Annotated in this window: 11 protein-coding genes and 2 tRNA genes; 2 read left to right on the top strand and 11 right to left on the bottom strand. The window is 66.8% G+C overall.

The features are described from left to right. Positions 1–51: 51 nt before the first annotated feature. Together RM25_RS04290 and RM25_RS04285 are read right to left on the bottom strand one after the other, a co-directional pair. Entirely contained in the window at positions 52–1,035 is a 984-nt protein-coding gene (locus RM25_RS04290; protein ID WP_013161208.1) for a thiamine-phosphate kinase, read from the bottom strand. Positions 1,036–1,045: 10 nt separating this feature from the next. Continuing rightward, positions 1,046–1,780, bottom strand: a complete 735-nt coding sequence (locus RM25_RS04285; RefSeq protein WP_013161209.1) for a TetR-like C-terminal domain-containing protein — start codon at positions 1,778–1,780, stop codon at positions 1,046–1,048. Between the two features lie 124 nt (positions 1,781–1,904). Between RM25_RS04285 and RM25_RS04280 the strand changes: the two genes are divergently transcribed. Continuing rightward, positions 1,905–2,885: a DUF5692 family protein gene (locus RM25_RS04280; RefSeq protein WP_044636096.1), complete on the top strand. Its 981-nt coding sequence runs from the start codon at positions 1,905–1,907 to the stop codon at positions 2,883–2,885. 37 nt (positions 2,886–2,922) lie between these two features. On the opposite strand, the gene RM25_RS04275 is transcribed toward RM25_RS04280, so the two are convergent. The 5 genes from RM25_RS04275 to leuC form a co-directional block, all read right to left on the bottom strand. Further along, the gene (locus RM25_RS04275) at positions 2,923–3,924 is read right to left on the bottom strand and encodes an IS481-like element ISPfr17 family transposase (protein ID WP_044636688.1); all 1,002 of its coding nucleotides are present in this window, start codon (positions 3,922–3,924) and stop codon (positions 2,923–2,925) included. Between the two features lie 97 nt (positions 3,925–4,021). Then, positions 4,022–5,149, bottom strand: coding sequence for a D-alanine--D-alanine ligase family protein (locus tag RM25_RS04270; protein WP_044636095.1), 1,128 nt, complete (start codon positions 5,147–5,149; stop codon positions 4,022–4,024). Between the two features lie 73 nt (positions 5,150–5,222). Next, positions 5,223–6,017 (bottom strand): lysophospholipid acyltransferase family protein, encoded by a 795-nt coding sequence (locus RM25_RS04265; RefSeq protein WP_013161212.1) that lies wholly within the window; start codon positions 6,015–6,017, stop codon positions 5,223–5,225. Positions 6,018–6,156: 139 nt separating this feature from the next. Then, positions 6,157–6,753 carry a 3-isopropylmalate dehydratase small subunit gene (leuD, locus tag RM25_RS04260; protein WP_013161213.1) on the bottom strand — a complete coding sequence of 199 codons (597 nt, stop codon included), beginning with the start codon at positions 6,751–6,753 and terminating at the stop codon, positions 6,157–6,159. 13 nt (positions 6,754–6,766) lie between these two features. Continuing rightward, positions 6,767–8,167 carry a 3-isopropylmalate dehydratase large subunit gene (gene leuC, locus RM25_RS04255; RefSeq protein ID WP_013161214.1) on the bottom strand — a complete coding sequence of 467 codons (1,401 nt, stop codon included), beginning with the start codon at positions 8,165–8,167 and terminating at the stop codon, positions 6,767–6,769. A gap of 52 nt (positions 8,168–8,219) precedes the next feature. Between leuC and RM25_RS04250 the strand changes: the two genes are divergently transcribed. Beyond that, the gene (locus tag RM25_RS04250; RefSeq protein WP_044636094.1) at positions 8,220–8,948 is read left to right on the top strand and encodes an IclR family transcriptional regulator; all 729 of its coding nucleotides are present in this window, start codon (positions 8,220–8,222) and stop codon (positions 8,946–8,948) included. A gap of 99 nt (positions 8,949–9,047) precedes the next feature. On the opposite strand, the gene RM25_RS04245 is transcribed toward RM25_RS04250, so the two are convergent. From RM25_RS04245 to RM25_RS04230, 4 genes are all read right to left on the bottom strand, one after another. After that, positions 9,048–9,120 (bottom strand) — tRNA-Glu (locus RM25_RS04245). A gap of 93 nt (positions 9,121–9,213) precedes the next feature. Next, positions 9,214–9,285: transfer RNA gene (locus RM25_RS04240), tRNA-Gln, on the bottom strand. A gap of 64 nt (positions 9,286–9,349) precedes the next feature. Then, positions 9,350–10,444 (bottom strand): CPBP family intramembrane glutamic endopeptidase, encoded by a 1,095-nt coding sequence (locus RM25_RS04235; RefSeq protein ID WP_013161216.1) that lies wholly within the window; start codon positions 10,442–10,444, stop codon positions 9,350–9,352. A 7-nt stretch (positions 10,445–10,451) separates the two neighbouring features. Beyond that, complete coding sequence (locus tag RM25_RS04230) at positions 10,452–11,297, bottom strand: fumarylacetoacetate hydrolase family protein (RefSeq protein WP_013161217.1); 846 nt, start codon at positions 11,295–11,297, stop codon at positions 10,452–10,454. Positions 11,298–11,339 lie beyond the last annotated feature (42 nt).

The raw sequence follows: 11,339 nt of genomic DNA, 5'->3' as shown, positions 1-11,339 counted from the left end.
GCCGGCTCCGGCGCCCCTGGGGCACGCCGCCGGGCGGCACACCCCCGCCTGTCACTGACCGTGCTGGAAGTGTTCCCACCCGCCATGGCCCTCATGGGGACGACCGTCGACAGTGACACCGGGCCCGTCCTGCCCGGGCGCATGCACCACTCCGACCGCGGTGAAGCCCTCGGGTAGTTCACCGGGGGGGAAACACGCCGCCAGGGCATGGTCCTCCCCGCCGGTCAACACGAAGTCAAGCGGATCCTTGTTCACCGCTGCGGCAACCACCGCAACGGGTTCCGGGATCTCGAACGCCCCGGAATCGAGGTCGATCCAGACTCCCGAGGCCTGGGCGATGTGGTTCAGGTCGGCCAACAGGCCGTCGGAGACGTCCAGCATCGCCGTTGCGCCCGCCCGTGCCGCCATCCGTCCCGCCCCATAGGGCACTGACGGGACACGCTGGGCGTCGACGGCGGCGCGGGGACTGCGGAAGCCACGTTCGAGAGCGGCCAGTCCGGCAGCCGCCCAACCAAGTCGGCCACACACCGCCACGATCTCCCCGGGTTCGGCGCCATTGCGCAACACCGGGTCCAGCCCTGCGGTCTCGCCGATCACCGTCACCCCGATGGTGACCTTGTCAGCCTCGGTGATGTCGCCACCGACCAGGGCGATACCCGCCAGGTCGGCCTCGGCCCGAACCCCCTTGGCGAATTCACGAACCCACTCGGCGGGCAGGTCCGCGGGGATCCCGAACCCGATCACCATGGCCACCGGCTTGGCACCCATGGCCTCCAGGTCCGCCACGTTCACCGCCACCGACTTGCGACCGACTTCTGCCGCACTGGACCAGTCACGACGAAATTCCACGCCTTCGACGAGCATGTCCGTGCTGGTGACGGCCGAGCCATTCACCAGGAACACCGCGGCATCATCGCCGGGGCCCACCGAGACCGCGGGCGGACGACCAAGGCCCTTGATGATCGTCGCGATGATCCCGAATTCGCCGACCTCGGACGCGGTCTGCGGGTTCTGCCCTGTTGTCTCGGACGCCATGGGCTAAACGCTAGCCTGCCCGGGGGCCGACCGTCCCCTCAACGCACCGGTCCGGGTCACCGGTCGTGGGTCCGTCGGCATCGTGGTGGCCAAAGCGCTCCAGTGAGGCGCGAACGCTGCCGTCGAGGATGTCGCGCAGGTTCCGTACCAACTCCCCCGGCGGTTGTTGCATGTCGGTGGCCAGCCAGTGCAGCAGGTGCCCCACGACGCTGAGCGTGTAGTGGTCGATCACGAAGTCCCGATCGCGGCGGGCGAGGGGCTGGCCCGCGTGGAAGGGGAGGGTTTGCTCCACCTCGTGGACGATCGCCGTCATCATCTTCCGCAGGTGCCGGAAGAAGAACTGCTCGAGGGAAACCGACGAGAGGGCGCGAATCACTGAATAGCTCTGTTCGCGGTGTTCCTGCATGTAGAGCAACAGCTTGAGGAATCCGTCCGCCCACTCCGCACGCGACCGATATTTCATGATGTGGCTGGCCACCTCGTTGGTGAATACCCACACTGCCAGGTCACTCACATCGAGGAAGTGGTAGTAGAAGGCCTGACGGGTGATGCCCGCACTGCGGCTGAGCCCCGCAACGGTCACCTTGTCGAGCGGGGTGGTTGCCAGGGTCTGCTTGAGGGCTTCTCCCAGCGCGTCGCGCGCCGGGCGTCGGGCCGGCGACTCGGGGGCCGGGGGATCCTCCGGGGGTTCAATCGGCCCGCTCGGGCCCGGCCGGAAGGCATCGGTGCGGGGTGGGTCCACCATGGTCGGTCCTCCACTGGACACTTTCGTAAATCTGTCCATCGCGCGGCGCGCACGCCCACCGTAACGTGCCGCCTACAGGGGCCGCTCGTTGGGGAGGGGCCTCGTGACGATGGAGGACAGAGACGTGTTCCTATTCGCTTCCATCCCCTGGTACTCATGGGTGGCATGGTTCGTCGTGCTGGGAGCCCTCATCGGGCTCAATGAACTCACCCGATGGTTCCGCTGGGCGGGACTCGCCATTTTCGTGGCGCTTCCCATCATCCTGACGATCTTCGTGTGGCCCACCTCGGCCGGCGCCGGATCCTCAACGGGTACCTGGTTCCACTGGGTGAAGGTCTATTCGGCATTGGCCGGCGTACTGGGGTTCATGGCACTGCGCTACCACCCCCGGCTCGCGGCGCGGAAGTGGGCGCTGTGCTTCCCGCCCCTCATCCTCGCGATCAACATCCTCGAGGCCTGCATCCGTGACTTCCAGGTGGGCGGTATGCATGCCAACGGGATGGTCGATGGTGTCTACATGCTGTCGGGGCCGTGGAACTGGATGAACGGCGTCGCCGGGCTGCTCAACCTGCTCACCATCTGCGGTTGGTTCGGCATCTTCATCTCCCGCGACAAGTCGAAGGACATGATCTGGCCCGACATGTTGTGGTTCTGGATCATCGCCTACGACCTGTGGAACTTTGCCTATGTCTACAACTGCGTGGGTGACCATTCCTTCTATGCGGGTGCGGCGCTGCTCATTTCATGCACGATTCCCGCCTTCTTCATCAAGAAGGGCGCATGGCTGCAGCACCGGGCCGGAACCCTTGCCCTGTGGATGATGTTCACCATGGCCGTGCCGGCCTTCGTGACCGATTCCCGGTTCTCGGTGGACGCCTCGGGAAGCCCGGTGGCGTTGTTCACCGTGTCGGCGGTGGCGCTGCTGGCGAATGTCGCCGTGGCGGCCTACCAGCTGCGCACCATCATCAGGCGTCGACGCAATCCGCTGACCGATGAGCTGTACACCCAGCTTCCGGCATTCCAGCAGGTCGTTGCGCAGAATCGTGGCCCTCGCGAGGTCGCCGGGCCGGTGGCGCACCCGCAGCCGGCAACCGCACGCTCCTGAGCAATCCCCGCTGTGGCGCCCGCCGCGGTGACTGCCCCTAGCTGTACTTCCCCGTGACGTTGTGAACGCGGGCTGAGGGAGTCTGGCCGCCGATCCCGGTGTGGGGTCTGTGGTGATTGTAGTGATGGAGCCAGGTCTCGTAGGCTGCGGCGCGCTCGGCTTCGCTGGCGTAGGGCTTCGCGTAGGCCCACTCGACGGCGAGGGTTCGGTTGAACCGCTCGACCTTGCCGTTGGTCTGCGGCCGGTATGGCCGGGTCCACTTGTGCTTCACCTCGTCGCCGAGCGCGTCAGCGAAGGCGCCTGACCGGTAGCAGGAACCGTTGTCGGTCATCACCGCGGTGACTGTGACGCCCAGGCCTGCGAAGAACGCGTTCGCGCGGGTCCAGAACCCCGCTGCGGTCTCTTTGCGCTCGTCGTCAAGGATCTCTGAGTACGCGATCCGGGAGTGGTCGTCCACGGCGTGGTGCAGATACCGGTAGCCGCGAGAGCCGGCTGCCCCGGCACGGGCTGCCTTGTCGCGGGCCACTCCCGCGTGACGGTCCTGCATGGATCCGCGACCGTGGGCACGCCACCCGCCGCCGTCGGGGATCCGGCCTTGTTTCTTGATATCTACGTGCACGAGCTCGCCCGGCGCGGCGACCTCGTACCGTTTCGGCTTCGGGCGGCGAACCGGCAGCCCGGTGGCCTGGTCGATGTTGATCAGCTTCGGCATCTTGTATCGGGCGAGCACCCGACCGACCGTGGAACGGTGCAACCGCAGGTGATACGCGATCCGGTGCGGACCCCACCGGCGAGTGAACCGCAACGCGACGATCCGATGCTCCGTCTTACGCGGAAGCCGGTTCGGTGACGAGGTGGGCCTCGAACTACGGTCGATCAACGGCAGCCCTGCCCGGTACCTGTCGGCCCACCGCTTCACCGTCGCGGGCGAGCACTGGAACCGTTCCGCCGCCCGCCGCAACGACCAGCCCTGTTCCACGACGAGAACAGCAAGACGACGACGCCCTTCCGGTGTCAAGGGTGCGTTAGCGTGAGTCACGAAGACCTCCGTGGTCAGGAGAGTGAGTGTGGTAACCCACATCCTGCCCGGAGGTCTTCGCTACCTCACCCGTTCACAACCTCCCGGGGAAGTACACCTAGCGCAGCACCGTGGCCGGGCGTGACAGCGCCAGGGCGATGAGCTGGTCGATCAGCTCGGGGTAGTCGATTCCGCTGGCCCGCCACATATTCGGATACATCGAGAACTTGGTGAATCCGGGCATGGTGTTGATCTCATTGATCAGCACCTGCCCATCGGGCAGGACGAAGGTGTCCACGCGGGCCAGCCCCTCGCAGTCCAGGGCCGTGAAGCACTGCAGTGCCAGTTCCTGGACCCGCCGTTCCACCTGGGGCTCGAGTCCGGCCGGCACCCGCAGGTCGACTTGTTCCTCGGGCAGGTACTTCGCCCGGTAGTCGTAGAAGCGGTCCTCGGTATGCATGACGATCTCGCCGGTGTGCGACGCGCGGGGGGCCGTGCCATCCCCGCCGAGGATCCCGCACTCCACCTCACGGGCACCGACCACTGCCTGTTCCACGAGCACCTTCGGATCAACCAGGCGCGCTGCGTCGATGGCGGCGGCCAGCGAGTCCGGCCCGGTGACGCGGCTGATGCCCACCGAGGATCCTCCCCGCGCGGGCTTGACGAACACCGGATAGCCGAGCTGGCTGCCGATCCGGGCCACGATGGCATCCGGATCACGCATCCATTCGTCGCGTCCCACGCGCACCCAGGCAGCCGCGGGGACTCCCGCCGCCTCGAGGACGGTGTGGGTGTACTCCTTGTCCATCCCCAGGGCGCTGCTGGTGACGCCGCAGCCCACATACTTCAGGCCGAGCATTTCCAGCTTCCCCTGGACGGTTCCGTCCTCGGCGTAGGCGCCGTGCATGAGGGGAAAAGCGACGTCGATGGGCTCGCGGGCAGTGAGCCGATCCTCATCCAGGGTCGCCAGGTGGACTCCCCCGGCGTCGCGGAAGAGTTCCGCGAGCGGATGGTCCGCGCCAATTGAGGGCATCACGCCGTCGACGATCTGCAGGGCACGAATCTCGTCGACCGAGTAGCGGTGCCACAGACCTGACTTGTCGATGCCGATCCCGTGAACCCGGTAGCGGGTCTGGTCGATGGCGCCGAGGACGCCGGCGGCCGTGAGGCACGACACCTCGTGCTCGTTCGACTGGCCGCCGAAGATGACGGCCACATTGATCAGGTCTGCAGTATCCGAGGCCATGGGCTTCCTTCCGAAGTGCTCTTGCAAAGAGTAGCGATCCCCCACGGGTCCGGGGCGAGCGGAAACGCTGGCGCTAGAGCACCGCCTGCGCCGGATCGACCCGCTTCTTGCGGCCCGGGTGCCAACGTCCATGTGGCGCCGGCAGGTCCCGGACGGCGCTGACCTCATGGGTGATGGCGTCCATGATGCGCACCGTGGCGTCATGGACGGCATGTCGATCCGACTCGCCCCGCGCCACGAGGTCGGCCAGGTCGAGCCGGGCGCCGGCATGCACTGTGACATCGCTTCGCCCCAGGAGCTTCGGTCGACGCTTGTGGCGCGGCGGAATGATGAAGTTTGCGCCCCACTGGCCGATGGGGACCACGGGTGCCCCGGTCCGCAGCGCCAACCGCGCGGCGCCGGTGTGGCCGGCCATCGGCCACTCATCGGGATCGTAGGTGAAGGTCCCCTCCGGATACACGATCACGACCTTGCCCGCCTCCAACTCGTGCTGGGCTTCGGCCAGGGACCCGGCAGCACTCACCGAGCCCCTTTCGACGGGGATTTGTTCCAGGGCCCTCAGCAGGCGGCCGAGCACCGGCATGGTGAACAGATTGGCCCGCGCCAGGAAGTGCGGCCATCGACCACCCCAGACGAGGAAGTAGCCCACCACGAGGGGGTCCAGGTCACACAGGTGGTTCGGCACGATGATCGCGGCACCGGTTGTCGGCAGGTTCTCCTGACCCGAAAGGTGCAGCCGGGCAATGGGCCTGAGGATGACCCCTGCCAGGCGGGCCGCGAAGCGGAACGTGCGATTTGCCGGCTCGTGGTTCGCCCGTCCCAACCTGCCCAGGTACAGGCGCCTATCCGGAGCGACATCGCTGTTCATGGCCACCATTCTGACAGCCCCGGCGCCGGACCGCGGGGGGGTACCGGGGCTGGTCCGGCCGTTGACATGCCGACGGCCCGGCTGCCCCCGCAAGGAGTGGCAGCCGGGCCGTGCGGACGAATTGTGACCGGATGTCGGGTCAGGCGACCTCGGTGGTCACCGGCTTGAAGCTCGGACGCTTGTCCTCATAAGCCTTGATGTCATCCTCGTGGCGCAGGGTGAGCGAGATATCGTCCAGGCCCTCGAGCAGGCGGTGACGGGTGTAGTCGTCGACATCGAAGGGATATGACTTGTCGCCGGCAGTGAGCCGACGAGCCTCGAGGTCGACGGTCACCCTGGCACCGGGATTGTCCTCGGCATAGGTCCACAGCTCCTCGACGACCTCCGGGGGGACGGTGGCCAGCAGAAGGCCGGCCTTGCCCGCATTACCCCGGAAGATGTCGCCGAAGCGTGAGCCGATGACCGCCTTGAAGCCATAGTTCTGAAGCGCCCACACCGCGTGCTCGCGTGAGCTGCCGGTGCCGAAATCAGGCCCGACCACCAGCACCGTGCCGTTCTTGTAGGCGTCCTGGTTGAGCACGAAATCGGGGTCGTCGCGCCAGCTCTTGAACAGCCCGTCCTCGAAGCCACTGCGCGTGACCCGCTTCAGGTAGACGGCCGGGATGATCTGGTCGGTGTCGACATTGCTGCGTCGCAGCGGAACGGTGACGCCGCTGTGGGTGGTGAACTTATCCATGATGGTTTCCTCTTTATGACAGGTCGGCGGGGGCGGCCAGATGACCGGCGATGGCGGTGGCGGCGGCAACGACCGGGCTCACCAGGTGGGTACGTCCACCCTTGCCCTGTCGGCCCTCGAAGTTCCGGTTTGAGGTCGACGCGGCGCGCTCGCCGGGGGCCAGCTTGTCCGGGTTCATGGCCAGGCACATCGAGCACCCGGCATGGCGCCATTCGGCTCCGGCATCGGTGAACACCTTGTCGAGTCCCTCGGCCATGGCCTGCTCGCGCACGGCATCCGAACCGGGGACAACCAATACGCGCACCGAATCGGAGACCTTGTGTCCCTTCATCACCGAGGCGGCTGCCCGCAGGTCCTCCATGCGACCGTTCGTGCACGACCCGATGAAGACCGTCTGGACGGCGATGTCACGCATCGGCGTGCCGGCCTTCAGCCCCATGTACTCCAGGGCCCGGGTCGCGGCCGCGCGCTCGACCTCGGTATCGAAGGCAGCCGGATCGGGCACATTGGCGCCCAGCGGAACGCCCTGGCCGGGATTGGTTCCCCAGGTGACGAACGGGGTCAGCTTGCTGACGTCCAGGGTCACCTCGACGTCGAAGGTCGCGTCGTCGTCGGTGCGCAGGCCCTTCCAGTACTCGACCGCAGCGTCCCAATCAGCGCCCTTGGGCGCATGCTCACGGCCCTTGACGTAGTCGAAGGTGGTCTGGTCGGGAGCGATCAGGCCCGCCTTGGCACCCCATTCAATGGACATATTGCAGATGGTCATCCGACCCTCCATCGACATGTCCTCGATGGCCTTGCCGCGGTATTCCGCCACGTGCCCCTGACCGCCGCCGGTCCCCACCTGGGAGATCAGCGCCAGGATGAGGTCCTTGGGCCCCACGCCGTCCGGCAGGTCGCCCACGACGTTGACCGCCATGGTCTTGGGCCGGGCCTGGGGCAGGGTCTGGGTGGCCAGTACGTGTTCCACTTCGCTGGTGCCGATGCCGAAGGCCAGGGCTCCGAAGGCGCCATGGGTGGCGGTGTGCGAATCCCCGCAGACGATGGTCATCCCCGGCTGGGTGAGGCCGAGCTGGGGCCCCATGACGTGCACGATGCCCTGCTCACGGTCGCCCATGGAGTGGATCGGCACCCCGAACTCGGCGCAATTGGCCCGCAGGGTCTCCACCTGCGTGCGCGAGACGGGGTCGGCGATCGGCTTGAAGACGTTTGTAGTGGGGATGTTGTGGTCCTCGGTGGCCACCGTCAGTTCGGGATGACGCACCCTGCGGTTCGCCAGACGCAGCCCCTCGAAAGCCTGTGGGCTCGTCACCTCGTGGGCGAGCTGAAGATCGATGTAGAGCAGGTCGGGCTCGCCCGCGGTGCTGCGAACCACATGATCGTTCCAGATTTTTTCCACGAGTGTTGATGCCATGACAGTCATTATGCCCTTGCCATACCAGAATACGAGATGATAATCTCACTCTATGGACAATTCGAGTGGGGTGGGCGTCCTCGACAAGGCGGCGCTCGTGCTGGGTGCCCTGGAACAGGGACCGACGACATTGGCTGGCCTGGTCCAGTCTACGGGACTGGCCCGTCCGACGGCGCATCGTCTTGCCGTCGCACTGGAGCATCACCGGCTGGTCGGACGCGACCTGCAGGGCCGCTTCGTGCTGGGACCCAGACTGGTGGAATTGGCGGCCGCGGCCGGCGAGGACCGCCTGTTGGCCACCGCCGGACCGATCCTTGCCCGGCTTCGTGACGTCACCGGGGAGTCGGCCCAGCTCTATCGCCGGCAGGGCGATGTGCGCATCTGCGTGGCGGCCGCCGAGCGCCCGTCGGGACTGCGCGACACCATCCCGGTGGGTGCCCAACTCACCATGAACGCCGGTTCCGCCGCGCAGGTGCTGTTGGCCTGGGACGATCCCGACCGCATCCAGGCCGGCCTGGCCTCTGCGAGCTTCTCCGCGGTGGCACTGAACACGGTGCGTCGCCGCGGTTGGGCACAATCGGTTGGGGAGCGTGAACCCGGCGTGGCGTCGGTGTCGGCGCCCGTGCGGGCCCCCGCCGGAAAGGTACTGGCCGCCGTGTCGGTGTCCGGACCGATTGAGCGCCTGACCCGCCAGCCCGGCCGACTCCATGCCCCGGCGGTGATCGCCGCTGCGGAGCACCTTTCCGAGGTACTGCGCAGGGCCGCGGTCTCGGAGGGCTGAGCGGCTTCGGCGCCAGGCGATCCACTCCGGCAACATTCACCCCCGACGACAACGCAGTGAAGGCTCCCACCTGATCAGGTGGGAGCCTTCACTCACTTGTAGCCCCGAGCGGATTCGAACCGCCGTTTCAGCCTTGAGAGGGCCGCGTGCTAGGCCGCTACACAACGGGGCCAAGTCTTGTCCGAAGTGATTCGGACGCTTAGCTATTCACTTGTCGTTCCAGCGTATGCGGACCGGACCACAACTGCTCCGAATCCCACATGCGCTGGGGTACCAGGACTCGAACCTGGACTGACGGAACCAGAATCCGGCGGGCTGCCAATTACCCCATACCCCATCGTCACCCTTGGCGTTTCCGCGGTGACAACGCCCACAAACTCTACAGAATCGGTTCGGAACTATCAACTTGGGGTATCCGGGGTGACCCGGCGCAGGCGCAGCAGGCGCGCGACGGCGACCATCGCCACTCCGGTGACGAGATAACCGACCACATTGCTCCCGGTGGTGGCCCAGTTGCTTGCCGAGATCTGTCGGGTCTGGGCGAGGGTGCCACCGGCGATCGCGTAGCCGAAACTGCTGACGTTGTTCGCCGCGTGCGCCGCGATCGATGCCTCAAGTCCTCCGGTGGCCAGCACCATGCCGCCCGCGATCAGTCCGAAGCCGAAGCGGTCGATGAACAGCGGAAGGTTCTGCGAACCATGCATCGCGGCGAAGACGAGCGCCGAGACGATCAGTGCTACCCAGGACCTACCGGTCAGGGCACCGAGGGCCTGTTGCAGGTAGCCCCGGAAGAGGAACTCCTCGCCGGCGGCCTGCAGGGGCGAGGTGACCACGACCAGCACCATCAACAGCCAGGCATTGGATGGCGGGTTCCAGTGCAGGGCCGCCCGCGCGGGCGCCAGTAGGTAGATGCCATTGAGCACCACCAGGCCCACCACGACGGCACATGCCAGGAATCCCCAGCGCATCCCCGGGCGCACCGAGACCAACCAGCCCGGTTGACGGCCATTGCACCAGCGGGCAATCACGAGCACGACGATGATCGCCGCGGCCAGGGCCAGGTTCACGATCACGATGCCCTCGGGCACCTGATAGCCGGCCACGGCGGCATAGCCGTCCTGCATGCTGCCGTGTTGTCCCCGTGCCAGCCATGACAGCCAGGCGCCCAGGTAGAGCAGGATCTGGGTGATCAGCAGGTACCCCGCCGCCACGAGCGCCAGGCCCGTAATGGCCCTCATCGCTCCCCCGGGCGCGGGCGAGCGCATCACCAACGCATAGTCGACGCCCGGCATCGGCTCACTGGCGGGCATCGTGAACATCGGCTGATAGGGGTAGTCGGGCTGCAACCGCCCCGATCCGCGCCCAGCGCTCCCCACCCGCGAGGCGCTCGCGCTTCCACTGCGCGGGGCCTGGCGTGCTCCCTGTGATGTCCCGGGACGGGGCGAACCCGATGCCTTCGGGGACGTCCGGGCCTGCTTGCGCTTCTTCTGGCTCACTGTGTGATCACTGCCCCGCCGGGGATTCCTCGTCGCCGTAACCGAGCGTCTGCGCCCCGTCGACGATGGGATTCGACAGGGCTCCGATCGAGCCGATCTCGATGCTCACCCGCTGGCCGGGCACCATGCGGGCAACGCCCGCCGGCGTGCCGGTGAGGATCACGTCGCCGGGCAGCAGGGTGGTGAATCCGGAAATATAGGAGACCAGCTCCGGGATGGAGTGGACCATGTCGGCGGTGGATCCGTGCTGCTTGACCTCGCCATCCAGTGTGGTGGTGACGTCCAGTGCTGCCGCCTCGTCCAGGCTCAGGTGGCTGACGATCCACGGACCGAGGGGGCAGAAACTGTCCCAGCCCTTCGCGCGGGTCCATTGCTTGTCGGTCTTCTGGACATCCCGCGCGGTGACATCGTTGGCCACGGTGTAGCCGAAGATCACCTCGGCGACGCGGTCGACGGGCACCAGCCGACAGATGCGCCCGATCACCACGGCCAATTCGCCCTCGAACTGCAGGTCGTCGGTCTCCACCGGCTTGATGATGGGGTCGTCGGGACCGATCACACTCGTATTGGGCTTGAGGAAGACCAACGGGTTGGCGTCGACGGTGTTGCCCAGCTCGGCGGCATGGGCGGCATAGTTGCGTCCCACGCCCACGATCTTGCTGCGCGGGATCACGGGGGCGAGCAGTCGCACCTCGGCCAGGGGGTGCCGTTCTCCGGTGAGGTTGACGGGCCCCGCCAGGGGATCACCGGTGAGTGTTGCGACCGTATCGGGGTGATCTCCCCCGTCATCGACGAGTTCCACGAGGCCATAGGCCGGATCAGTTCCCGGGCTGGCATAACGAGCAATACGCATGAGCCAAACCTACCTGTCGGGCCGCCCGGGGGCCTCGGCGTT

The organism is Propionibacterium freudenreichii subsp. freudenreichii (assembly GCF_000940845.1).
GTDB classification, from domain to species: domain Bacteria; phylum Actinomycetota; class Actinomycetes; order Propionibacteriales; family Propionibacteriaceae; genus Propionibacterium; species Propionibacterium freudenreichii.
The sequence above is the reverse complement of the archived record's forward strand: the minus strand, read 5'-3'. Positions and strand labels throughout refer to the sequence as shown.

Coding starts and splice junctions, on each gene's coding strand:
- RM25_RS04290 (WP_013161208.1), bottom strand. CDS start 1,035: ATGGCGTCCGAGACAACAGGGCAGAACCCGCAGACCGCGTCCGAGGTC.
- RM25_RS04285 (WP_013161209.1), bottom strand. CDS start 1,780: ATGGTGGACCCACCCCGCACCGATGCCTTCCGGCCGGGCCCGAGCGGG.
- RM25_RS04270 (WP_044636095.1), bottom strand. CDS start 5,149: ATGGCCTCGGATACTGCAGACCTGATCAATGTGGCCGTCATCTTCGGC.
- RM25_RS04265 (WP_013161212.1), bottom strand. CDS start 6,017: ATGAACAGCGATGTCGCTCCGGATAGGCGCCTGTACCTGGGCAGGTTG.
- leuD (WP_013161213.1), bottom strand. CDS start 6,753: ATGGATAAGTTCACCACCCACAGCGGCGTCACCGTTCCGCTGCGACGC.
- leuC (WP_013161214.1), bottom strand. CDS start 8,167: ATGGCATCAACACTCGTGGAAAAAATCTGGAACGATCATGTGGTTCGC.
- RM25_RS04250 (WP_044636094.1), top strand. CDS start 8,220: ATGGACAATTCGAGTGGGGTGGGCGTCCTCGACAAGGCGGCGCTCGTG.
- RM25_RS04230 (WP_013161217.1), bottom strand. CDS start 11,297: ATGCGTATTGCTCGTTATGCCAGCCCGGGAACTGATCCGGCCTATGGC.